The organism is Mammaliicoccus sp. K-M42 (genome assembly GCF_022386375.1).
In the GTDB taxonomy this organism is placed as follows: Bacteria; Bacillota; Bacilli; order Staphylococcales; family Staphylococcaceae; genus Mammaliicoccus; species Mammaliicoccus fleurettii.
The window spans coordinates 1-4,688 of sequence record NZ_JAJNIS010000037.1 but is presented as its reverse complement, the minus strand read 5'-3'; the positions used below and the strand labels follow the sequence as shown (position 1 = coordinate 4,688).

The window sequence follows — 4,688 nt, the reverse complement described above, 5'->3', positions numbered from 1 at the left end:
ACCCTTTTAAAACATATTCATTTTTTTGGATTTGCTGAACAATCTGATATAAAAAGAATAAAAAATAAATTGAATGATATTGAAAGAAAACTAAAAGAAGAAGAAAGATTAACGATACTAGAAAAGGTTTAGAAAACATTACACCTAGAAAAGCTAAAATAATGTTTGAACAACAGAAAAAAACAATCCCATTATATTTAATTTATGATGAAGTTGTTAGTCATATAAACACTCATTTATTAAACTTTATTGAGATGATGAAAGAGTTTAATTGGAATGAAGGTTACAGACCTTTTATAGAATTATTTATTGAAGAATTTATACCTACTGAATATGATTATGAAGAATTAGTTTTATTCTCTAATGAACTTGATACACTTTTTTATAAAATAAATCAGAGAATTATTTCAAGAATTGGAGAACTTGAAGAAGAAGATTTTAATCAACTTATGGAGATCTTAAATAAATATAGAAAAGAAAGTGATGAATAATGTCTATTGTAAAAATTCAAGGAGTGAAAAGATTAGATAATGCAATAAATAATGAAGTTGACACAAAATTATGTCATCTTGGTAAAATAAGTGTCAAATAAGGAGCCATTTTTCTTTCTTTTTTGTAGATAGACATTGTTAAACCAACAAAAATTAGCAATCCATTTTATATGCTAATTGGATTGCTAAAAGGTTTGTTATTTTATGTTTTGTACTATTAAACTTAACCCGTTAGATAATGGCACGCTACCCTCTTATATTCATTCAGTATGAAGTAACAATTGATCTAAATCCATTATTTTAATTTTCTTTTTCGGTAACCGTTTGATCAATCCAAGTTCTTCTAGATTAGTAAATTTACGGCTGATTGTTTCTGGTGTGGTACCAAGATACGAGGCTAAATCCTTTTTGGACATTGGTAAGATAATCGTTGGACTATTGCCACTTCCCTTTTCAACATTCTCAGCTAAAAAGGATATAATGCGGGTTTCTACATTTTCAATCGCTACTTGTGTGGTTTGTTTTTCAGAATCCTTCAAACGCATCGTTACTTCTGACAGTATTTTTAATGAGATCTGCGGATATTTCACCAAATACTCTTGTAAATCCTCTCGTTTAATTAAACAAATGGATGTATTTTGTAGTGCTTCCGCATAGTTCTCATGAATACTTCCAGGTTGGAAAATAGCGACTTCACCTGTAAAATCACCGGGATTTAAAATGCGAACAAGTTGTTCTTTTCCAGAATCCGATAAGCGATAAATCCGAGCCTTACCCGAATTGATAATATATAAGGTATCATCTTCCTCATCTGCACGGAATAACATTTCCCCTTTTTGTAGATGAAGTGTCTTGGCAGATTCCGCAATCAAATCCATTTGTGAGTCTTTCAAATGGTTAAAAATAGGAACAATACGAATACATTCTGCATGTCCATGTTGGTGATGACAACATTGGTTTTGTTCCAAAATAACCTCTCCTTTTTATAAAAAGCCTAAGAGGGCATCTTAGGCTTCCTTTCTATTCACTCGATTAAGCAGGTTTTACCTTTGATTTGACAACAGGATATCCTAAGTCTTCAATTGCCTTTTCGATATCGTTAATAGCGACTGCTTCTGAATCAAAATCTACTTTTACTTTACTTGCATTGAACATTACTTTCAAGCTATCTTGATTCACACCGTTTATTCCTTTCACCGCATTTTCAATCTTTTGCATACAAGATGGGCAAGATAAGGTTTCTAATTGAATCGTTGCTTTTTGCATAAATCATTTCCCCCTTCATTTTTTAACGACCGTAAACCAATCTATTCTTTTGTTTTTGAGTTACTTTAAGCCTGATATGCTTTATCTACTTCTGATAACATCTCGAATGTGCCTGCATACGTTTCACATACATCTCCAGGAATGGTGTAGTTGTCTGTGATTTTTCGTAATTGAGCAAATTCAGCATCTAAGTCAGGTTTGTTCGTACCTGCGTCTTTTACTTTTCCACTAATTGTTTCAAACAATTCACGTACTTCAAAGGCTTCTGGGTGATTCTTACCATGGGCCCGTGTAATTGCAGTGGTGTATAAATCCAGTTTTTCAAAATGGTTTGTTATTACTTCGTTAAATGTTTGTTCAGACATTATTATTTCCCTCTTTCTATATATAATTTTTGTTATGTGTGTTTGTCTTAGGCAGATTTTACTTTTGATTTAACAACGGGATATCCTAAGTCTTCAATTGCCTTTTTGATATCGTTAACGGTGATCGTTTCTGAATCAAAATCTACTTTTACTTTACTGGCATTGAATAATACTTTTAAGCTATCTTGATTAATCCCATTTAATCCTTTCACCGCATTTTCAATCTTTTGCATACAAGATGGACAAGATAATGTTTCTAATTGAATAACTGCTTTTTGCATGAATTATTTCTCCTTTCATCTTATCTTTGACTTTTTTGTTTTCCCTCTTCTTCTTTACAATTTAAGTATAGCTGAGGTTCAACGAAATGAAATTGACGCAAATCAAGTTTCAAGAAAAAGTAGGGGAGTATTTTGTTCTTCCTACCTGAATACTTCCCCTTTATCATTCGTCAAGACCGCTTTCTATTAAATTTATCCTCTCAAACGGTATCGAAGCAATCTCATACCATTCAAGATGACTACTAAGATACTTGCTTCGTGAACCAACATCCCGATTGACATATTCATCCATTCACTAAATAGTAGGCTAGCAAGTAAGATTAATACCACACCAACTGCTATGGCGATGTTCTGTTTCATGTTTCTTGAAGTTGATTTTGTTAAGCCTAATGCGTGTGGTAAACGACTAAAGTCAGAATTCATTAAAACAACATCTGATGTTTCAATTGCAACATCTGTTCCACTTCCCATGGCGATTCCGATATCTGCTAAGGCTAATGAAGGACTATCATTCACTCCGTCACCGACAAAGGCAATGATCCCGCCTTCTGCTTGCATTTTTTCGATATAAGCAGATTTTCCTTCTGGAAGCATATGACCGTGTGCTTCTGTTAACCCAAGTTCTCGAGCAACTAAATCTACGGTTCCTTGGTTGTCCCCAGAAAGAACGACAAGGTTTTTGACCCCTAGTTTTTTCAGTTTTTGAAGATCTTTTTTAACACCTGGACGGATTTGATCCCGAATACCCATCAGAACGTTTAATTCTCCGTCGACCGCAGTTAACACAAGAGAATTCCCATTTTTCTCAAAGCGTTCGACGTCTTTTTTAGCTTTTTCGCTTAATTTCACATTTTCCTTTTCCATTAATGCTACGTTACCAACGGCTATACGATGAACACCTATTTTTGCTACAATTCCGCCACCTTTAACGACTTCGGTTTCTTCAACAGTAGAGAAAGTTGTCTCGCCAATATCCTGTAGGACAGCTTTCGCTAGTGGGTGGTCCGATTCACGCTCCACACTTGCTAAATATCCTAGAACCTCTTCAGTATTTTTTCCGTAAAATTCTTTTTCGGCAACTTCAGGGTTTCCTACTGTCAATGTTCCTGTTTTATCAAAAACGATAGTATCTACTCTGCTAAAGTCATTGATAACTTCACTACCTTTTAAGAGGACACCATTACGTGCACCGTTTCCGATACCGGCAACGTTGGATACAGGAACCCCGATAACTAATGCACCTGGACATCCTAAAACAAGAATCGTGATAGCTAGTTCAATATCTTTTGAGAAAAACCAAACAATAAAACCAAGGACTAACACAGCTGGTGTATAATATTTAGAGAATCGGTCAATGAAACGTTCTGCTTCTGATTTGGAATCCTGTGCCTCTTCCACTAATTCGATAATTCTACCAAATGTTGTATCTTCTCCAACGCGATCAGCTCGAATTTGGATCGTTCCATTTTCTAAGATAGATCCTGCAAATACTTCAGAATCAACCTTTTTACTTACAGGTAAAGATTCTCCAGTAATACTTGCTTCATTAATGTGACCTTCACCAGTTAACACTGTTCCATCTACCGGAACTTTTGCACCCGTTTTAACTAATAAAATATCACCTTCGTCTACATCATTGACATCTACTTCTTCAAATTCTCCGTTTTCCATTTGCTTTAAAGCACTTTCTGGTGCCAGCTCTGTTAATTCTTTAATGGCAGAACGTGTTTTGTTCAAGGTACGTTGCTCCAAGTATGAACCAAATAAGAATAAGAAAGTAACGATGGCTGATTCCTCATAATTTTGAATCAATACTGCCCCAATAACTGCAATGGTAACTAAAACATCAATACTGACAACTTTTACTTTTAATGCCTGATAGGCTTGGATTGCAATCGGCGCCACACCAAGAATGGATGCAATGATGAGCGACCAATTGAAAATGGCCATGTTGTCTAAGGAAAATCGTCCGAAGAATGCAAGTGCAATCAAAATTGCACTGACCAGTGTAATGGAATTCTTTTTACTTAATATATATCTTTGCATGTTGATTCCCTCCAATTTCATTTGTATTCCTTGTTGATGACTCTAGTATAGGATGTTTCTATAAAATAAAAATTGATTAGTATCAAGTTCTATTGTAAAAGTGAAAAATTATAAAAGAACAGCAAAACAAATCTAACTGTTTTACTGAATAACTCTTATATATTATCGAACATACAATAAAGATGTCTTGGTTTTGAGTGTCCTGTTTTTTAGGGAACGGTAGGATTGGCTTAATATCA

General features: G+C 34.4%; 6 protein-coding genes. 1 reads left to right on the top strand and 5 read right to left on the bottom strand.

Features of this window, described 5'->3' with window-relative positions:
* Positions 1-161: 161 nt before the first annotated feature.
* A complete protein-coding gene (locus tag LQ668_RS12210) occupies positions 162-491 on the top strand; it encodes a hypothetical protein (protein ID WP_239776051.1) in 330 nt (109 codons plus the stop codon).
* 260 nt (positions 492-751) lie between these two features.
* Here LQ668_RS12210 and LQ668_RS12205 read toward each other — a convergent pair whose 3' ends face one another.
* The 5 genes from LQ668_RS12205 to LQ668_RS12185 all read right to left on the bottom strand — a co-directional run bounded on the left by LQ668_RS12205 (position 752) and on the right by LQ668_RS12185 (position 4,449).
* Positions 752-1,459 carry a Crp/Fnr family transcriptional regulator gene (locus tag LQ668_RS12205; protein WP_031797728.1) on the bottom strand — a complete coding sequence of 236 codons (708 nt, stop codon included), beginning with the start codon at positions 1,457-1,459 and terminating at the stop codon, positions 752-754.
* Positions 1,460-1,523: 64 nt separating this feature from the next.
* The gene (locus LQ668_RS12200) at positions 1,524-1,757 is read right to left on the bottom strand and encodes a heavy-metal-associated domain-containing protein (protein WP_031797729.1); all 234 of its coding nucleotides are present in this window, start codon (positions 1,755-1,757) and stop codon (positions 1,524-1,526) included.
* 65 nt (positions 1,758-1,822) lie between these two features.
* Positions 1,823-2,122, bottom strand: coding sequence for a hypothetical protein (locus LQ668_RS12195; protein WP_026907429.1), 300 nt, complete (start codon positions 2,120-2,122; stop codon positions 1,823-1,825).
* Positions 2,123-2,169: 47 nt separating this feature from the next.
* Entirely contained in the window at positions 2,170-2,403 is a 234-nt protein-coding gene (locus LQ668_RS12190) for a heavy-metal-associated domain-containing protein (RefSeq protein WP_031797730.1), read from the bottom strand.
* Between the two features lie 192 nt (positions 2,404-2,595).
* Complete coding sequence (locus tag LQ668_RS12185; RefSeq protein WP_031797731.1) at positions 2,596-4,449, bottom strand: heavy metal translocating P-type ATPase; 1,854 nt, start codon at positions 4,447-4,449, stop codon at positions 2,596-2,598.
* Positions 4,450-4,688: the final 239 nt, after the last annotated feature.